15 protein-coding genes and 1 tRNA gene are annotated in these 14,282 nt (G+C 57.3%); 9 read left to right on the top strand and 7 right to left on the bottom strand.

The window, feature by feature from the left end; translation table 11 throughout:
• Positions 1–84 precede the first annotated feature (84 nt).
• Positions 85–906 (bottom strand): c-type cytochrome, encoded by an 822-nt coding sequence (locus tag PMI23_RS12685; protein WP_007914067.1) that lies wholly within the window; start codon positions 904–906, stop codon positions 85–87.
• A 585-nt stretch (positions 907–1,491) separates the two neighbouring features.
• Between PMI23_RS12685 and PMI23_RS12690 the strand changes: the two genes are divergently transcribed.
• The 3 genes from PMI23_RS12690 (at position 1,492) to PMI23_RS12700 (ending at position 5,681) form a co-directional block, all read left to right on the top strand.
• Positions 1,492–2,697, top strand: coding sequence for an acetyl-CoA C-acetyltransferase (locus PMI23_RS12690; protein WP_007914069.1), 1,206 nt, complete (start codon positions 1,492–1,494; stop codon positions 2,695–2,697).
• A 24-nt stretch (positions 2,698–2,721) separates the two neighbouring features.
• Positions 2,722–4,866, top strand: a complete 2,145-nt coding sequence (locus tag PMI23_RS12695; RefSeq protein WP_007914070.1) for a 3-hydroxyacyl-CoA dehydrogenase NAD-binding domain-containing protein — start codon at positions 2,722–2,724, stop codon at positions 4,864–4,866.
• Positions 4,867–4,958: 92 nt separating this feature from the next.
• Positions 4,959–5,681, top strand: a complete 723-nt coding sequence (locus tag PMI23_RS12700; protein WP_007914071.1) for an amidotransferase — start codon at positions 4,959–4,961, stop codon at positions 5,679–5,681.
• Positions 5,682–5,789: 108 nt separating this feature from the next.
• Here PMI23_RS12700 and PMI23_RS12705 read toward each other — a convergent pair whose 3' ends face one another.
• The 3 genes from PMI23_RS12705 to PMI23_RS12715 form a co-directional block, all read right to left on the bottom strand.
• Positions 5,790–6,761: a magnesium and cobalt transport protein CorA gene (locus PMI23_RS12705; protein WP_007914072.1), complete on the bottom strand. Its 972-nt coding sequence runs from the start codon at positions 6,759–6,761 to the stop codon at positions 5,790–5,792.
• 134 nt (positions 6,762–6,895) lie between these two features.
• Entirely contained in the window at positions 6,896–7,618 is a 723-nt protein-coding gene (locus tag PMI23_RS12710) for a lysophospholipid acyltransferase family protein (protein WP_007914073.1), read from the bottom strand.
• 216 nt (positions 7,619–7,834) lie between these two features.
• The gene (locus tag PMI23_RS12715; protein ID WP_007914074.1) at positions 7,835–8,524 is read right to left on the bottom strand and encodes a crotonase/enoyl-CoA hydratase family protein; all 690 of its coding nucleotides are present in this window, start codon (positions 8,522–8,524) and stop codon (positions 7,835–7,837) included.
• Between the two features lie 295 nt (positions 8,525–8,819).
• Between PMI23_RS12715 and PMI23_RS12720 the strand changes: the two genes are divergently transcribed.
• Positions 8,820–8,909, top strand: a tRNA-Ser gene (locus tag PMI23_RS12720).
• 142 nt (positions 8,910–9,051) lie between these two features.
• Positions 9,052–9,372, top strand: coding sequence for a YbjQ family protein (locus tag PMI23_RS12725; RefSeq protein WP_007914076.1), 321 nt, complete (start codon positions 9,052–9,054; stop codon positions 9,370–9,372).
• Positions 9,373–9,432: 60 nt separating this feature from the next.
• On the opposite strand, the gene PMI23_RS12730 is transcribed toward PMI23_RS12725, so the two are convergent.
• Positions 9,433–9,711, bottom strand: a complete 279-nt coding sequence (locus PMI23_RS12730; protein WP_007914077.1) for a hypothetical protein — start codon at positions 9,709–9,711, stop codon at positions 9,433–9,435.
• 240 nt (positions 9,712–9,951) lie between these two features.
• On the opposite strand from PMI23_RS12730, the gene PMI23_RS12735 reads away from it, so the two are divergent.
• The 4 genes from PMI23_RS12735 to PMI23_RS29860 all read left to right on the top strand — a co-directional run bounded on the left by PMI23_RS12735 (position 9,952) and on the right by PMI23_RS29860 (position 11,683).
• Positions 9,952–10,140, top strand: coding sequence for a hypothetical protein (locus PMI23_RS12735; protein ID WP_007914078.1), 189 nt, complete (start codon positions 9,952–9,954; stop codon positions 10,138–10,140).
• Positions 10,141–10,464: 324 nt separating this feature from the next.
• On the top strand, positions 10,465–10,836 hold the full coding sequence (locus PMI23_RS12740; RefSeq protein WP_007914079.1) for a glycine zipper domain-containing protein: 372 nt from the start codon (positions 10,465–10,467) through the stop codon (positions 10,834–10,836).
• A 137-nt stretch (positions 10,837–10,973) separates the two neighbouring features.
• Positions 10,974–11,393: a YMGG-like glycine zipper-containing protein gene (locus PMI23_RS12745; protein WP_007914081.1), complete on the top strand. Its 420-nt coding sequence runs from the start codon at positions 10,974–10,976 to the stop codon at positions 11,391–11,393.
• A 122-nt stretch (positions 11,394–11,515) separates the two neighbouring features.
• A complete protein-coding gene (locus PMI23_RS29860; RefSeq protein ID WP_007914082.1) occupies positions 11,516–11,683 on the top strand; it encodes a hypothetical protein in 168 nt (55 codons plus the stop codon).
• A gap of 99 nt (positions 11,684–11,782) precedes the next feature.
• Here PMI23_RS29860 and PMI23_RS12750 read toward each other — a convergent pair whose 3' ends face one another.
• Together PMI23_RS12750 and PMI23_RS12755 are read right to left on the bottom strand one after the other, a co-directional pair.
• Complete coding sequence (locus PMI23_RS12750) at positions 11,783–12,157, bottom strand: hypothetical protein (protein WP_007914083.1); 375 nt, start codon at positions 12,155–12,157, stop codon at positions 11,783–11,785.
• On the bottom strand, positions 12,150–14,282 hold a 2,133-nt coding region (locus tag PMI23_RS12755), incomplete at its 5' end, for an RHS repeat-associated core domain-containing protein (protein ID WP_007949853.1). The genes PMI23_RS12750 and PMI23_RS12755, both read right to left, overlap by 8 nt.

The raw sequence follows: 14,282 nt of genomic DNA on the forward strand, positions 1-14,282 counted from the left end.
CTCGCGATAGCGGTCTGACAGTTGAATTATCAGTGTCTGACACTCCGCTATCGCGAGCAGGCTCACTCCTACAAGGAAATGTGCTCAGGGCTTAACTTTGCGTCCGGCCATGTGCTGGAGATACCCCACAAGCATTTCCAAATCCCCCTCCGGCAAAACCTCTACCGAAAACCCCGGCATCTTCGCCTGCGGCCACTGCCGCAGACTCTGCGGATCGCGAATGTAACGCTTCAAGAAATCCACGCCGAAATACTCGGTCGGGTTATACGGAATGTTCAGGTCCGGCCCGAATTGCGCGTCCCCCGCGCCGTTTAACCGGTGACACGCCAGACAGTTCTTCTGAAACAGCGCAAACCCCAGATTCACCGGGTCATTCGCCTTCAACGCAGGATCCGGTAGCAGGGCCGGGAAGCGTTCGGCCACGGGTGCCATGCGCTTGATGCTCGCGACCTGGAATGGCCATTGCTCCGGGCTGATATTGCCGGCCTGCGGATCGGTCCAGACCAGATAGAACGGCCCGGCGCTGTGCTTGCCCTCAGACAGCGCTGGCCAGGGCTGAGCCGGATCCTCAATGGCCAGCCAGGCCCGTGCGCCTTTTGAATTGAGCAGCGGCGCTGCAGCCAACTCGGCGGCAAAGCCGTCCAGTGCCACCGCTTGCAGGTGATCTTGCGGTTTGATCCCGGTCAGCAGCGCAGCCACGGGCACGGCGCGATAGGTCATGTCCTTCTTGTAGGACACATCGTTTTTGATGGTGAGGGTTTGTACCTGAGGATGCTTGAGCAATGCCTCGGTCTGCCAGGTGCGGCTGCTTGCGCCCAGTTGCAGATCCAACTGTGCGGCAGACAAGGGCATGCTCAGCAGCATGGCCCCGAACACAATAAGCGCTTTCAAATGGTCGCCGTCCATGTCGTGGGAGTGCGCCAAGGTTGGCACAGCCACGCTGGCCCGGGTAGCGGGCCAGTCACATTTTCAGTGGCGATAAACAGCACCTGCCGCTCGATTCAGCCGATGACCTTGGTCAGATTCGGCAAAATCAACAACAGCGTCGTGGCGAAAAGAATGAGCCCTGCTTGACGAACTTTCGGTTGCTTGAACATGGCTTGACCGCCTTTATTGTTATTTCCTGATGCTTGCCTGCATATCCATGACGGCAAGCGCTGCACTTCCTGTTGAAGAACGTCTGCCTCGGCAAAACCCGACGACCATGACGTACATGTTCTACATTAGGGGCCACGTCACGCTTGGCTTAGATCCATTTCATATGGAGCGCTTGCCATGTGCGATAAAAAAGGCATGAGGCTTATTGCCAGCTTCTTTGCCGCCCGCTGGCTAGACAACTCGCCGACCTGAACCGGTTCACCTGACAGTTAATGACCGTCCGTCTGAGCGTGTGGGTCAAGCGCATTGAGCACTGTGGTCATTGAATCCATGGCCGCTCGGGCCAAGAGTGGGGACACAAGCAATCACTCCCCGCACAGGTTCGAGGACGTCATGACCCAAGCTTTGATATTCGATGCGTTACGCACGCCCCGTGGCAGAGGCAAGGCCGATGGCGCCTTGCACAGCGTCAAACCGGTGAATCTGGTTGCCGGTCTGCTGACCGCGCTGCAAGAACGCACCTCGCTCGATACCAGTCAGGTCGATGACGTGGTGCTCGGCTGCGTCACGCCGATTGGCGATCAAGGCTCGGACATTGCCAAAACCGCTGTGCAAGTGGCCGATTGGGATGTCAGCGTTGCCGGTGTGCAGATCAACCGCTTTTGCGCCTCGGGCCTGGAAGCGGTCAACCTCGGCGCGATGAAAGTACGCTCGGGTTTCGAAGATCTGGTGGTGGTCGGCGGTGTCGAGTCGATGTCGCGGGTGCCGATGGGCAGCGACGGCGGCGCCTGGGCGCTCGATCCGCAGACTAATCTGCACAGTCATTTCACTCCGCAAGGCGTCGGTGCCGACCTGATCGCTACGCTTGAGGGTTTCAGTCGTCACGACGTCGATGCCTACGCGCTGCACTCGCAGCAGAAAGCCGCACGGGCGCGGGCTGACGGTTCGTTCAACAAGTCGTTGGTGTCGGTGCAGGATCAGAACGGCATCATCCTGCTCGACCACGATGAGTTCATCCGCGCTGAATCGACCCTTGAAGGCTTGGGCAAGCTCAAGCCGAGTTTTGAAATGATCGGCCAGATGGGTTTCGACGCCACGGCGTTGCGGGTCTACAGCCATGTCGAACGAATCAATCATGTACATACACCGGGCAACAGCTCCGGGATCGTCGACGGTGCTGCACTGATGCTGATCGGCTCCGAAGCCAAAGGCCGGGCGCTGGGGTTGCAACCCCGGGCGCGCATTGTCGCCACGGCGGTCACCAGCACTGATCCGACCATCATGCTCACCGGCCCGGCACCGGCGACGCGCAAGGCACTGGCCAAGGCCGGGTTGCGCGTTGAAGACATCGACCTGTTCGAGGTCAACGAGGCGTTTGCCTCGGTGGTGCTGAAGTTCATCAAGGACATGGCCGTCGACCCGGACAAGGTCAACGTCAACGGCGGCTCGATCGCCATGGGTCATCCGCTGGGCGCCACCGGTTGCGCGATCCTCGGAACGCTGCTCGATGAACTGGAAGCGCGGCGCCTGCGCTATGGCCTGGCGACGCTGTGCGTCGGCGGCGGCATGGGCATTGCCACCATCATCGAACGCCTCTGAGCCCCGAATTCAAGGAACCTTGTTATGAGCGAAGCCATCCGTTACGAAAAAGGCCAGGACGCCATCGTCGTGCTGACCATCGACATGCCGGGCCAGAGCGCCAATACCATGAACGCCGTGTACCGTGAGGCCATGGCCGCCTGCGTTGCACGCTTGGTGACTGAAAAAGACCAGATTGCCGGGGTCATCATCACCTCAGCGAAGAAAACCTTCTTTGCCGGCGGTGACCTCAACGAACTGATCAAGGTCGGCAAGCCTGAAGCCAAAGCCTTCTATGACATGGTGCTGACCCTCAAAGCGCAGTTGCGCACCCTGGAAACCCTCGGCAAACCGGTGGTTGCGGCGATCAACGGTGCGGCGCTGGGCGGTGGTTGGGAAATCTGCCTTGCCTGTCATCACCGCGTGGCTTTGGAGGATGCATCGGTGCAACTCGGTCTGCCGGAAGTGACCCTCGGCCTGTTGCCGGGCGGCGGCGGGGTGGTGCGCATGGTGCGCATGCTCGGCATCGAGAAAGCGCTGCCTTATTTGCTTGAAGGCAAGAAGGTGCGGCCGCAACAGGCATTGCAGGCGGGGCTGATCGATGAACTCGCAGCGGATCGCGATGAGTTGCTGGCCAAAGCACGAGCCTGGATCGTGGCCAACCCGACAGCGGTGCAGCGATGGGACGTGAAGGGTTATCAGATTCCGGGCGGCACGCCGTCGAACCCGAAAGTCGCGCAGATGCTGGCAATTGCACCGTCGATTTTGCGCAGCAAGACTCAAGGGACGATGCCGGCGCCGGAAAAGATCCTCTGCGCGGCGGTGGAGGGCGCTCAAGTCGATTTTGATACCGCGCACTTGATCGAAACCCGTTACTTCACCGAACTGACCACCGGGCAGATTTCGAAAAACCTGATCGGCACGTTCTGGTTTCAACTCAATGAGATCAACGCCGGTGGTTCGCGGCCGCAGGGCTTTGCGCCTTACAAGACGCAGAAGCTCGGCGTGCTTGGCGCAGGAATGATGGGCGCGGGTATTGCGTTTGTCAGTGCTTCGGCGGGTATTGAAGTGGTGCTCAAGGACGTCAATCTGGCTGCTGCCGAAAAAGGTAAAGCACACTCTGCCGCGTTGCTGGACAAGAAAGTCTCTCGCGGACAGATGGATGCTTCAAAGCGTGATGAGGTGTTGGCGCGGATCAAGCCGTCCGAAAATGATGCCGACCTCGCGGGTTGCGATCTGATCATCGAAGCGGTGTTCGAAGACCGCGACCTCAAGACCAGGGTCTCTGCTGCAGCCCAGCGAGTTGTTGGCGCCGAAGCGGTCATCGCCTCCAACACGTCGACGTTGCCGATCACCGGTCTGGCGGCTGCCGTACCGGATCAAAGCAAATTCATCGGCCTGCACTTCTTCAGTCCGGTGGAAAAAATGCCGCTGGTGGAAATCATCAAGGGCGCGCAGACCAGCGATGAAACCCTCGCGCGCGGTTTCGATTTCGTTGTGCAAATCAAGAAAACCCCGATCGTCGTCAACGACAGTCGCGGCTTCTTCACTTCGCGGGTGTTCGGCACCTTCACCAACGAAGGTATTGCCATGCTCGGCGAGGGCGTGAGTGCGCCGATGATCGAAACCGAAGCGCGCAAAGCCGGGATGCCGGTCGGACCTCTGGCGATCTCTGACGAAGTTTCCCTCAGCCTGATGAGCCATATCCGTCAGCAAACAGCCAAGGACCTACGGGCAGAAGGGAAACCGCTGATTGAGCACCCGGCCTTTGCCGTGATTGACTTGCTGCTCAACGAATACAAGCGTCCGGGCAAAGCGGCGGGTGGCGGTTTTTACGATTACCCAAGCGGTGGACAGAAACATTTGTGGCCCGAACTGAAGACGCGATTCGAGAAAACCGACGGGCAGATTTCGCCCAAGGATGTGCGTGATCGGCTGCTATTTGTACAAGCCATTGAAACCGTGCGCTGTGTGGAAGAGGGCGTGCTGACCTCGACAGCGGATGCCAACGTCGGCTCGATTTTCGGTATCGGGTTTGCGCCGTGGACCGGCGGTGCGTTGCAGTTCATCAACCAATACGGGGTGAAAGATTTCGTCGCTCGCGCGCAGTATCTGGCTGAGCAATATGGCGAGCGGTTTGCGCCGCCTGCGTTGCTGTTGGATAAAGCGGCGAAAGGTGAAATGTTCTAACGGCAACGAGCATTCCAGGGCTTGCCTTGCCAAGGTGTTTCAGGGCAGGCTCTGGGGTGTTCATTATTCCCATCACGTGTCAGGTATTTTTTATGTCGCTACGCATCTGCATTCTGGAAACCGACATCCTGCGTCCGGAACTGGTCGATCAATATCAGGGTTACGGGCAGATGTTTCAGCGCCTGTTCTCGCAGCAACCGATTGCCGCCGAGTTCACCGTCTACAACGTGATGCAGGGCCAATACCCGAGCGACGACCAGACGTTCGACGCGTATCTGGTCACCGGCAGCAAGGCCGATTCGTTCGGCACTGATCCGTGGATTCAGACCCTCAAGCAATACCTGCTGACGCGTTACGAGCGCGGCGACAAACTGCTCGGCGTGTGCTTCGGCCATCAACTGCTGGCGCTGCTGCTCGGCGGCAAGAGTGAGCGCGCCACGCAAGGTTGGGGTGTCGGCACCCATAACTACAAACTCGCGGCCAAGGCGCCGTGGATGAGCCCGGTGCGTGAGGAACTGACACTGCTGATCAGCCACCAGGATCAGGTCACAGCGCTGCCGGAAAACGCCACGGTGATTGCTTCCAGCGATTTTTGCCCGTTTGCGGCTTACCACATCAACGATCAGGTGTTGTGCTTCCAGGGCCACCCGGAATTCATCCACGATTACTCGCGTGCGCTGCTGGATCTGCGTCAGGAAGCGTTGGGTTCGCAGATCTACAGCAAAGGCGTAGCCAGTCTGGAGCAGGAACACCATGGCGCTACGGTTGCGGAATGGATGATGCGGTTTGTCGCGCACAAGCCAGAAACTGTCTAAGGCCAAAAGCTTCGCGAGCAGGCTCGCTCCCACATCAGATTTTCGGTGCGCCACCGATCAATGCGGGAGCGAGCCTGCTCGCGAATGTTCCAGACAACTCGGTCCGCTCTACAACCACCCGGACTTCTTGAAGCTCGCCCACAAACTCACGCATCCCACCGTAATAAACCCCAGCACACCGAAGTAGCCATAGTGCCAACTCAGTTCCGGCATGTTCTGGAAGTTCATCCCGTAAATCCCCGCCACTGCCGTCGGAAACGCCAGAATCGCCGCCCAGGCAGCAAACTTGCGCTGCACCACGCTTTGCCGTGAAGCCTCGAGCAACACACCGATCTCGATGGTCTGGCTAGCGATATCGGCCAGTGTGCTCAGGTCTTCCATCTGCCGCGTTACGTGGATCTGCACATCGCGGAAGTACGGGCGCATGTTCTTGTCGATAAACGGGAAGCTCAGCTTCTGCAGTTCCTCGCCAATTTCCACCATCGGCGCCGCGTACCGGCGCAGGCGCACGACATCGCGGCGCAAGCCATGCAGCTTCTGGATGTCACGCTCGTTCAACGCGCTACACAACACGTTGCGTTCCAGTTCATCGATTTCGGCATGAATGGCTTCGCCCACCGGTTGGTAGTTCTCGATGACGAAATCGAGCAGCGCATACAGTACGAAATCTTCCCCGTGTTCCAGCAAGAGCGGGCGTGCCTCACAACGTTGGCGGACATGGGCGTAGGACGCCGAGTGACCGTTACGTGCCGTGATGATGTAGCCCTTGCCGGCAAAGATGTGCGTTTCGATGAACTGCAGAACGCCGTGTTCGCGGATGGGCGAGTAGGTGACGATAAACAAAGCGTCGCCAAAGGTTTCCAGCTTCGGCCGACTGTGTTTTTCCAGGGCGTCTTCAATGGCCAGTTCGTGCAGGTTGAACTGACGTTGCAGATTGGACAGCTCCTGAGCGTCCGGCTCTTCCAGACCGATCCAGACAAAGTGACCGGTTTTCGCGGCCCAGGCGGCGCCTTCGTCGAGGGTAATATTGGTGACTTTCTTGCCTGCGCTGTATACCGCAGCAGCAACAACTCGACCCATGGTGGTGATTCACTTCTTCTTGGCAGGTGGCAGGGAATACAAGGCTTCAGCTTAGCCGTGTCGCTGCTTGAGAGTCAGTGAAATCTGTACAGTTCACCGGGCAAAAGAAAACCCGCACAGGGCGGGTTGTCTTCTTAGGCGGCTTGCAGTTGCCGGTCCATCGATTCAATGCACTCGCGCATCTGCTCGCGGCACTGATGGATGAGCATGGGCATGTCGTCCATGGTCAGTCCGGCTGTAGGAATCGCCGGCAGCGAGCGTATGAGGATTTTCCCGCTGCGCCAGCGATTGAGGCGCATGTGCTTGATGTAGCTGCTGACGCAAACCGGAACGATCGGCACACCGGCGGCAATCGCCATCTGGAACGCGCCTTTTTTGAAGGGCAGCAATTCTTCGCCTAGGTTGCGCGTGCCTTCCGGGAACACCCAGATCGAGGTGTCTTCGTTCTGCAAGGTATTGGTAGTGGTGAGCATCGACTGGCGCGCCTTGTGCGCATTGCCACGGTCGATCAACACATTGCCGGCCAACCAGAACAATTGCCCGAACAACGGAACCCACTTGAGGCTCTTCTTGCCAATGCACACGGTTCGACGCGGCACTACGTTGCCGAACACGAACAAGTCATAGTTGGACTGATGGTTGGCGATGATCACGCAGCTGTCAGGTTTGTTCATCAATCCACTGACATCGGACTTCACCCGTAAACGCAAAATACACATTGCCGGCAGCGCGTAGAGGCGGGCGCACAGTCGGCTGTTGTCCGGATTGAACGGGCGGCAGATCCCGAGAATCACTCCGAGCACGCCGGCCAGAATAAAGTGCAGGCCCATCAATAACATACGAAACACGAACAGCATTTTCAGGCCCCACCGGGACAAAAGGTGGCGCAGTGTACGGATGTGCACTGTTTTCGGCAATTGCCACTATAGAGTCCGGAGATAGCCGATGTTTAAGCGCATGTTTCCGAATGGAGGGTCAGACCTGTCCTAGAGCGGCCGCAGACTTTTAAACCAGGCGCGCAAGAAAAAGCCCGACACGACGGTCGGGCTTTTCTTGAAGAGATAAACGGGTGGTTAACCCAGGTGTTCCTGATCCTGGATGATCGCGTTATCCAGGGTTTCCAGCAGCGCCTTGCGTACTTTCAACTTGGTATTCTTGTGCGCGAGCATGTTGATCTTCTTCAACTGACGCGCAGCGGCGAGGGCGGCAGCTTGCAGCTCCTCGGCGGCAACCACCTTGTCGAGGAAACCGGCATCTACAGCGCTTTGCGGATCGAACATCTCGCCGTTGATCACCGAGCGGTGGAACGCCGAGCGACGCAGACGATCACGCGCCAGTTCGATACCGGCGTGGTGCATGGTCATACCGATCTGCACTTCGTTCAGACCGATGCTGAACGGTCCGTCGACACCGATACGGTAATCGGCAGACAACAGAATGAAAGCGCCCTTTGCCACGGCATGACCCGGGCAAGCGACGATCACCGGAAACGGGTGGGAGAGCAGGCGACGCGCCAACGTCGACCCCGCAGTTACCAGTGCCACCGCCTCTTTAGGGCCGGCAGTCATCACTTTCAGGTCATAGCCGCCGGACAGAATCCCCGGCTGACCGGTAATGATCACGATGGCACGATCAGTTACCGCCTGATCCAGCGCCGCGTTGAATGCCGCAATCACGTCCGGAGAAATGGCATTGACCTTGCCGTTGCTCAAAGTCAGGGTCGCGATACCGTCTTCGAGGTGGTAGGAAATCAACTCACTCATGACGCTATTCCTTGTAAGAAAGATGGGCAGACGTTACCCACCGCCGCAGGCCAGGTAAAGCGCCGTGACTGACCCGCCAGTCACCGTTTCCCGGCCCGTCCAGCGTGGCGAGGCGTTCTGCTTCTATATAGAAGGGCCGCGCCCACCGAAGATTGGCCGGTTTGCCATGGGCTGCCAGCGGGCAAAACGACTTTTTCTCTTAACCGCATGAAAATTCTGAAAAAAAGTTTGCCATCGCAAAAGCTTTCGACTACATTAGCGCGCCTCGACAGACAGAACATGTTTGAAGAGATACGGTGAAGTGTCCGAGTGGCTTAAGGAGCACGCCTGGAAAGTGTGTATACAGGAAACTGTATCGAGAGTTCGAATCTCTCCTTCACCGCCATATTCAGTACACAAAACCCCTGATTTCGAAAGAAGTCAGGGGTTTTGTGGTTTCTGGCGTCTGGATTTTATTGGCAGCGGCGTGAAGTCCGCTTTGAGCCATTACAATCGCGAATTTATTCCTCCGTATAGGGACGACATCCATGATCATTTCCACCACTCATACCATTGAAGGTCGGCAAATCACGGCATACCTGGACATTGTCAGTGCCGAGTCGGTGCAGGGCGTCAATGTGATTCGTGACATGTTCGCCGGTATGCGCGATTTTTTCGGCGGACGTTCGCAGACGCTAGAGCGGGCTTTGAAGGAGGCGCGTGTTCAGGCCACCGAAGAAATCAGGGAGAGGGCGCGTGCTTTGCAGGCGGATGCAGTGGTCGGGGTGGACTTCGAGATCAGCATGCCTGGCGGGAAGGGCGGGATGGTTGTGGTGTTTGCGACGGGGACAGCGGTGAAATTGCGCTGAATGTCGATCGCTGGTCATGTGAGCCCATCCAGATAATGGATGGGCTCTTTTTCTACGCCATCAGCCCTGTGGCTTGAGGATTACGGTGCCTCTCGAGTCGTAGGTCAGTGGTGTGTCGATGGCGACAAGAGTAGGCGTGTCCGAAGGTTGGCTCGGTTGCGCTGGCTCGCTTGGATGGTAAATGACACCAGGCTGCAGAATCGGCTTGTCCGGATACTTGATGGTGATTTCACCGGAAGCGATCTTGTCCTTGAGCAGTTCACCCCCGGCTTTGCCGGCAGCGATTTGTTCGTCCGTGAGCTTTACGACGGGCAGATTCGGGAATCCGTTGATTTGCATGTTCTCTCCTTGAGATTCATTTGTATGAAAAAGGGCAACGGCCTGTCGGCAGAATTCTTTAGCAAAGCAAGACCAGCGGTTCGTGGTCGAGTTTAATTTTTTTGAGGCCACTCGTCGGGCGCCAGCTAATCTGAATCACAAGTCCAAGAGTGACCAACTAGTCTCAAAAGCATTGGAGGTCGATATTTTTCAGGCAAAACGGGTTTTGCCGGTGTCGATCTGTTGCGAAGGGGCGAAGATATGACTGATCCGTATATCGAAGACGATGGCTCTGAATTTTCCTTCAACAACTGCGTACGGTGCGGCCAGACTGAGTATCAGTCTGGATTTGGCGAAGATCCAGTGCAGATCGGCAAGATCAAATCCACGGCACCCAAGGGACCGAAGGCGAAATTTCTCCCCAAGGTCACCACGCGAGCCAGAAAATAATCTTTGTCTGAATAACCCCGTCATCGATCGGGGTTTTTTTATGACTGTGCGTGTGAAGAAATTTCTTACATTCGATGGCGGCAAAAATCAATTTGCTTTCACAAACTTTTCACGTCTGCCGCAGTAGGGTGAAGCCATCCGTTAGAAAGCAAGTCTCCAGCCCGTCTCCCCAGCGGGCTTTTTTTTGCCTGTCATAAAACCTTTTGCAGAATCGCTGTCCAATCGGCGCCATGTGCGCGAAGCCTCTGATTTCGTCTGGACTTTTGCGCGGCGACGGCATTAAATCCCGGCCCTTTTTGTCATCCCTATTTTGAGGTTTACGTCATGCGTTTAACACTGCCCGCTCTGGTTCTGGGGCTTCTGGTTGCTCAAGGTGCAATGGCTGCCGGTGATGGCACTGCGGCGCTGGGCGGTGGTTTGGGTGGCGCGCTGGGTAATGTCGTCGGCCAGAAAATGGGCGGCAGCACTGGCGCGGCCATTGGTGCTGGCGTAGCAGGCGCGGCGGGCAGCGCAGTGGCGGCGCGCAAGGGTAGCCGGACCAAAGCGGCGATTGGCGGCGGTGTTGGCGCAGCCGGTGGTTCGGTGATCGGCAACAGCCTGGGCGGCAAGACCGGCGCGACCATTGGTGCAGGCTTGGGTGGCGCAGCTGGCGGCGCAGTGGGCAGCAACTTGTCCAAAGGACACAAGCGTCACTGAGACTGATCGTTTGTCAGAAAAAGCCCGGCTCAATGTCGGGCTTTTTCATGGCTGAACGTTTTCCCGGTTTGCGTCTCCAATCTCACATAGGCCCATGTCTGGGCGGACTGTCCCGCTTCGGGAACTGTGAGGTTCATATGCGCTTGTCATTATCTGCACTGTTTTTCGGTTTGCTGGTAGCACAAGGGGCGATGGCCGCTGGTGATGGCACCGCCGCTGTGGGTGGCGGCCTGGGCGGCGCGCTCGGCAATGTGGTCGGTGGACAACTCGGTGGCAGTACTGGCGCAGCGGTAGGTGCAGGCGTTGGCGGCGCGGCCGGCAGTGCCGTCGGGGCGAACAAACGCAATCGAACCGAAGCCGCCATTGGCGGTGGTCTCGGCGCGGCGGGCGGCTCGGTCGTCGGCAACAGCCTCGGCGGCTCGACCGGTTCGACCATTGGCGCTGGGTTGGGCGGCGCGGCCGGTGGTGCGGTCGGCAATAACCTCGGTGACGATGGCGGATCTCATTCGGGTGGTGGCCACAAGCACAAGAACAAACATAAAAACCGCCATCATTGATGGATGGTTAAACGGAAACCCGGCATTTTGCCGGGTTTTTTGTATTTGCTCGTCAGACTTCGGAACGATTGGCTGTGGGGCTTTTCGAACGTCATACACGCCACGAGATGATGAGGTTTGCCATGACTCCCGAAACTGAGGGCAAGGAAGAGAAAGGTTCGAGTGGATTGCCGTTTATCAATGATCCGGGGAATGAGGATCCGGGGTCGCTGATGGATGATGCGACGGTGCCGCTGAATGATTCGGATGAGGCGGATATGGAGTATGAAGAGGATGAGGATGAGCAGTGAGCGTAATTATTAGATTCACACCTGCTTTTGGCGTGATCGCCGATTTTTTTGGGCCTGTTTTTCTCAGGCCCTTTGTGAGGTTCGAATAATACTTGCGACTCAGAATGAGACGTCAATTCTTTCGGCAGTGATTTTGACGAACTGTCCGTTGAGGTGCGGATATTCGAAATGAATGCCTTGATCCGCGAATTCAATTACAGACCGGAAAGAGTCCCCATCTATGTAACCATAGATATCACACGAAAACCCATCGTCTAGCATCTCGATACGTGGTTCTTCATGTTCTGCTTTTATGATGATTAATTCGTCAGGCAGGACCATTTCGAATTCGGCCTCATAATTTCTTCCTTCTTCAATGACTGATGGACAGTAACCTGCGAAGCATCGGATGCTCACACTTTGAACGCTAAGCACAATCAATTCTTCGATGATTGGATCGATTTCAATTATTTGTACGAGATATCTCTTAGTCATGGGCCGGCCTCACTGTTTTATCCTTCGCATCGCCATTTATCGTTCGCCATAATTCCTTTCCGCTTTTTGCGTGAAGGGTTGTGATTTCATTGTTTTGATTTGTTCCCAAAAAAGCGAATTTAGCCTCTCCCTTTCGGTTGTTTCCCATAAGTTTCAGATAGCCTGATCGGGTCTCACCCTTGTATTTATACTCAATTCGTGTGCCATGATTTACCAAAAATCTGGCCATGCTTAAGTATTCTTCTTTGCTCTCGGTTTTGAACTCTGAACCATGCTTTTGAAAGTGGTCATCAAGTTTATCTTCGCTACCAAAATCTTTTGGTGGTGATCTTGTTGTTGGAAGTCTAGGTTCACCGTCATTTACTTTAGCGCCGCTGACACCTCCCGGCACCTCACAACCAGGTTTCTTCGGCGGCGGGCAGTTAGAGCTCAACCCCAACGGATCCACCCACCCCGTCGGGTTCGGCACGTACTGGTACTGATTCAGCCCACCGGCCAACTTGATCGGATCCGGCGTCAGATACCGCCCCAGCCTCGGGTCGTAGTACCGGTGCCGGTTGTAATGCAGCCCACTTTCCGCATCGAAATACTGCCCCTGAAAGCGCAGCGGCTGGTTCAGGTAATCCTCGCCGGCGAGGGTCAGTGCGGCGATTTTGCCGTAGGCGTCGTATTGCGCGGACCAGACAATGTCGCCGCTGTAGTCGGTGAGTTCCTGCGGGGTGCCGAGGTGGTCGAGTTGGTAGTAGAACGGGCAGGCTTTTTGCGGGCCTTTGCCGTCGAGCAGTGCGAGGGGGCGGAAGGTGCCGGGTTCGTAGACGTAGCTGCGGTATTCGTTTTCGCTGCTTTCGGCGACGAGATGCTCGCCTTGCCAGAAAAACTCGGTGGTCTCGCCGTTGACGGTTTTGCTGATGCGTCGGCCGAAGGCGTCATAGCGATAGCTGGCGGTCTGGCCGTCGGGGCGGGTCAGGCCGATCAGGCGGTGCTGGCTGTCGTAGCGGTATTCGGTGACCAGTGTCTGCGCGCGGCCACGGCGTTCGCGGATCAGGTTGCCGAAGGCGTCGTAGTCATAGTGGCGGTCGCCCTGCATCAGCAGGCGGTTGCCTTTTACCTGGGTGGGGCCGGGGCGGTCCTGCATCAGCAGGTTGCCGGCCGGGTCGTGGGCGAAGCTTTCCGGCAGTTCGTCGCGTGAGTGACGAACGCGGATCAGGCGATTGAGGGCGTCGTAGCCGTAGGTGCGTTGGCCGTGGCGGCTGTCGGCGATGTGCGCGAGATTGCCGTTGGCGTTGTAGGCATAATCGCGGCGGAACAACGCATCGCGCTGATGGCCTACGGCATGCGCGAGTAATCGGCCCTGATCGTCGTAGGTGTATTCGCTGAGCAGCAAACCCTGCTGGCGTTGCCGTTCGCGTCCGGACTGATAGACATGACGGGTCAGCGGCGTGCCGTTGAGGTCGATGTCGGTCAGCGCGCCACCCTTGGCGTGGCGGTAGTCGAGCACGCTGTTGTCCGGCAGGCGCATGCGCTTGAGCTGGCCGCAGGCATCGTAGCGGTAACGCAGGGAGCCCCAGCCTTGATGCTCGGTGATCAAGCGGTCCTGGCGGTCGTACTCGAAGGCCAGCGGGTGTTGCTGGCCGTCGTCAACACCGATCAGTCGACCAAGTCGGTCGTATTGGTAGGTGACCTTGAGGCCGTCGGGCAGGGTCTTGATTAACAGGCGCCCGGCAGCATCTCTTGCATATCCAGTAATCAGCGTCGAGCCGTCATCACCGAACTCGGTCTTTTCCAGCAGATGGCCGTTGAGGTCATAGGCGTACGCCGTGCGCCGACCATCAAAACCACTTTCCTGGCGAATCAGCCCGGTCGGCGTGTAATCCAGCCGGTATTTTTCCCCGGACTCGTTTTCGATCTCGGTGAGCAATAACTGCGCATGGTCGTAGCGGTACTGCACCTGCGTGCCGTCGGGGTTGATCCGCCGCGAGACCAGATGCAGATCGTCGTCGTATTCATAACGGGTGATGCGCCCCAGTTCATCGCGCTCGGCAGTAACCTGACCGTAGGCGCCGTAGCTGTAAGCGCGGGTGCTGCCGGTAGGAAATGTCGTCTGGATCAGTCGGCCAACCGCATC

The sequence above is a fragment of the Pseudomonas sp. GM24 genome, assembly GCF_000282235.1.
Taxonomy (GTDB): domain Bacteria; phylum Pseudomonadota; class Gammaproteobacteria; order Pseudomonadales; family Pseudomonadaceae; genus Aquipseudomonas.

Bases quoted from the DNA above. Each gene is read 5' to 3' on its own strand.
- PMI23_RS12685 (WP_007914067.1), bottom strand. From the start codon at position 906: ATGGACGGCGACCATTTGAAAGCGCTTATTGTGTTCGGGGCCATGCTG.
- PMI23_RS12690 (WP_007914069.1), top strand. From the start codon at position 1,492: ATGACCCAAGCTTTGATATTCGATGCGTTACGCACGCCCCGTGGCAGA.
- PMI23_RS12695 (WP_007914070.1), top strand. From the start codon at position 2,722: ATGAGCGAAGCCATCCGTTACGAAAAAGGCCAGGACGCCATCGTCGTG.
- PMI23_RS12700 (WP_007914071.1), top strand. From the start codon at position 4,959: ATGTCGCTACGCATCTGCATTCTGGAAACCGACATCCTGCGTCCGGAA.
- PMI23_RS12705 (WP_007914072.1), bottom strand. From the start codon at position 6,761: ATGGGTCGAGTTGTTGCTGCTGCGGTATACAGCGCAGGCAAGAAAGTC.
- PMI23_RS12710 (WP_007914073.1), bottom strand. From the start codon at position 7,618: ATGCTGTTCGTGTTTCGTATGTTATTGATGGGCCTGCACTTTATTCTG.
- PMI23_RS12715 (WP_007914074.1), bottom strand. From the start codon at position 8,524: ATGAGTGAGTTGATTTCCTACCACCTCGAAGACGGTATCGCGACCCTG.
- PMI23_RS12725 (WP_007914076.1), top strand. From the start codon at position 9,052: ATGATCATTTCCACCACTCATACCATTGAAGGTCGGCAAATCACGGCA.
- PMI23_RS12730 (WP_007914077.1), bottom strand. From the start codon at position 9,711: ATGCAAATCAACGGATTCCCGAATCTGCCCGTCGTAAAGCTCACGGAC.
- PMI23_RS12735 (WP_007914078.1), top strand. From the start codon at position 9,952: ATGACTGATCCGTATATCGAAGACGATGGCTCTGAATTTTCCTTCAAC.
- PMI23_RS12740 (WP_007914079.1), top strand. From the start codon at position 10,465: ATGCGTTTAACACTGCCCGCTCTGGTTCTGGGGCTTCTGGTTGCTCAA.
- PMI23_RS12745 (WP_007914081.1), top strand. From the start codon at position 10,974: ATGCGCTTGTCATTATCTGCACTGTTTTTCGGTTTGCTGGTAGCACAA.
- PMI23_RS29860 (WP_007914082.1), top strand. From the start codon at position 11,516: ATGACTCCCGAAACTGAGGGCAAGGAAGAGAAAGGTTCGAGTGGATTG.
- PMI23_RS12750 (WP_007914083.1), bottom strand. From the start codon at position 12,157: ATGACTAAGAGATATCTCGTACAAATAATTGAAATCGATCCAATCATC.